We start from the raw sequence: 2,889 nt of genomic DNA on the forward strand, positions 1-2,889 counted from the left end.
ATCCCTAAGCGCACCATTTTTTTTGAGGATATCCCTAGCTAATTGTCGAGGATAAGGACGATAGGACCATCGATCGCCACCAAACCAACTCATTTCCCAATCGTCAATATCAAGAATTAGGGGACGTGGGGAAAAAAAACGTTTCAGTAAACCGATGCCGAAACTGGTGGGACGGGGTTTAACCGCGTAGATAATCTCTCCGGAGAGGCGATCGAGTAAAGTCTTGATCTGGCCAAAAAACTGGGGATAATTATTGCCTTTGACCGATACCACCGCTATATTCCCTGGTGGGGTGGGATAGATTTCCTGGCCAAAAATCGGACCATAAACCGTCACCTGACAGTTTAGCTGTTGCAAGACTTGAGCAATCAAATAGACTCTTGTGCCACCACCACCGGATAAATCTGGTGCTAAAACAGAGATTTTTTTGTTCATGATCGCCGCTCAATCCAGATTATCTAGCACGATAGGAGAATGTTAATCGATGTTAACGTTCTTGTCAATCTTAAACGGACTTAACATTAATACCCCCAGAGATAGACTAGACAAAGAAAACTAACATATACATAGCCGAGACGACTAACTGAGTAAACATCACCGGTAAACCGTAGCGCAGAAAGGTATGAAAACTAATTTTGCCCCCGTGTTGTTCGGCGATGCCGGCGGCGACAATATTAGAAGAAGCTCCCACTAAAGTACCATTACCTCCTAGGGTGGCTCCATACATCATCGCATAGAAAAGCGGTAAAACGGACGGGGGAAAAGAACCGGCATAATCGGGAGAAAGAACCTCCGTCCCGACTAAATTAACATTAACAAGGTACTGTTTCAGTAGTGGAACCATGGCCACCACTAGGGGAATATTCGGAACTACACTGGAAATAAAACCGACAAAAAACAGCAAGACTAGAGAACCTAAAAAGATATTTTTGCCTAAAATTATCGCCAGAAATCCCGATAAACTATTAACTACCCCAGTTTTTTCTAAGCCGCCAATTAGGACAAAAATTGACATAAAAAATAATAGGGTACTCCAGTCCACATCTCGGAGAATATTATGCACCGTATCTATCTTCGATTGCTGGGCTAAAAGTAGGGCTAAAGCTGCCCCCATCAAAGCAACAGCCGCCGGAGCAAGGGGTACGGGAAAAGATTCACCGACGACGAATAAAAATAAGACTAAAAAGACGATAATTCCCCCCAGAGCTAAGACGCGAGGATGATTAATTTTCGGATGGGGTAATTCTTCTAAATGCTCGAATTTTGTCCGCCAGATTTTCGGGAATAACCAAGGTAACATCACCAGAATGGTAATCACTGCCAGCGCACCACCTAAACTCAAACGCTGTAGGTATTCCATGAAGGTTATATTAATAGAATCACCGACGATATAAGTAGCGGGATCACCAACAATCGTTAATAACCCGGAACTGTTGGCCACGAAAACCATCAGGATTAAGAGCGGCACAAAATCCACACCTATATCCTGTGCCAATGGGGGAATTAAAGGTGCTAACAACATCACCGTGGTGGCGTTGGGCAATACCGCACAGATCGGGGTAGTAATGGCAACAATTCCTATTAGTAATAATTTGCCCTGTCCCTTGGCTAAAAGCACCATTTGTGCTGCTAAATAATCAAAAATTTTCGTTGGTTCAAAGGCTCTCACTAACACCATCACCCCAAAAAATAGGGCGAGAGTGGCATAGCTGCGACTGATATAACCCACCGCCTCTTGGAGAGTCATGATATGGGTAAAAACTAAGATTAAAGCTCCTAATAAAGCCGCTACAGTAATATGAAGCCACTCGAACATAATAACCACAATGACTGCAACAAAAGTCATCGCAGCAATCCACATTGGTAAAGATTCCAGCATTTTTGATCCTGTTTTTACTTTCGGTTTCTCGATAGGACTAAAAGTTTGCCCGAATGTACAGCAAACTCATAGAAAATATGGTTATCTACGGAAAATCTTAAAATTGTTGCGATCGGTAAGCTGACATGAGAATCTCCATAAACAATGTCTCCTGTAAGTTATGACTATCAAGTAGTACCAGCGACATAACTGAACCGATCAAGACATTACTAGGAATGTAGTGATGTTTCAGTCTTCCCCCCCACGCCGACGAAGTTAGCTGACGGGCTAGGATAGAGAGATATCCTTTTCTAGGCTAAAAAATCTAGAAATACGCCCCCAAATATGGTTCCTCCGCTCCGAATTTGTCTAGCTAATATCTAGCATAGAAACTTGGATTAGGCTGACTTACTCTGTTTAGTGATCCACCATAGCATACTAACCCCAAAAAAAACGATATAGCCCTATACCAGACCTATCCTGTCGGTTATCCCCCGGGTTGCTAGGATAGAACAATGATAAGCTAATAGCTAACGACTGACCGCCATAGCAGCCAAATCAGCAATTTCTATGAATAGAAGACCTCGTTATACTCCTCCCCGATCGCGCGATCGTGATTATGACCGCTCCTATGGCGATGACTCCCGCGCTTCGTCCCCTGGAGGCCTATTGGCAAAATTAAACTATGCCATGATTGCCCTGATTGGTGGTATTTTTGTACTAGGAGTGGGTCTCGGTCTGGTATTCAGTTCTACCGCTAATTTTAGCCCCGAAAACGTCGCTTCCCGAGAAGTAATCGATCGCAGCGCCCCCAATGCGGAATTATGCGTGCAATTTGGGGCTAGTGCCATTGTCACCGATTTGCGGGTTTATGTCACTCTTAACCCCTTTAACGTTTTTGTCACCCAACCAGTCATGCAACCCGGTTGCGTTTTGCGACGCAATAACTGGTCAATTTTAGAACAACAAAAATTAGTCGATGGACAGCAGGTACAAAGTTGTAAAAACCGGATGAATACCTTTGGTTATAC

Annotated in this window: 2 protein-coding genes, 1 pseudogene and 1 riboswitch; of the genes and pseudogenes, 1 reads left to right on the forward strand and 2 read right to left on the reverse strand. The window is 43.7% G+C overall.

Features of this window, described 5'->3' with window-relative positions:
• Positions 1-435 (reverse strand): annotated as a pseudogene (locus PX481_RS05250) (glycosyltransferase family 1 protein); the annotation flags it as partial.
• A 106-nt stretch (positions 436-541) separates the two neighbouring features.
• A complete protein-coding gene (locus PX481_RS05255) occupies positions 542-1,879 on the reverse strand; it encodes an ArsB/NhaD family transporter (protein ID WP_288093899.1) in 1,338 nt (445 codons plus the stop codon).
• A gap of 229 nt (positions 1,880-2,108) precedes the next feature.
• Positions 2,109-2,239, reverse strand: a riboswitch (cyclic di-AMP (ydaO/yuaA leader).
• Between the two features lie 189 nt (positions 2,240-2,428).
• On the opposite strand from PX481_RS05255, the gene PX481_RS05260 reads away from it, so the two are divergent.
• Positions 2,429-2,889, forward strand: a 461-nt coding sequence (locus PX481_RS05260; RefSeq protein ID WP_288093901.1) for a DUF3172 domain-containing protein, incomplete at its 3' end; no start/stop codon positions are given.

Source organism: Microcystis sp. M53603_WE2, assembly GCF_030065435.1.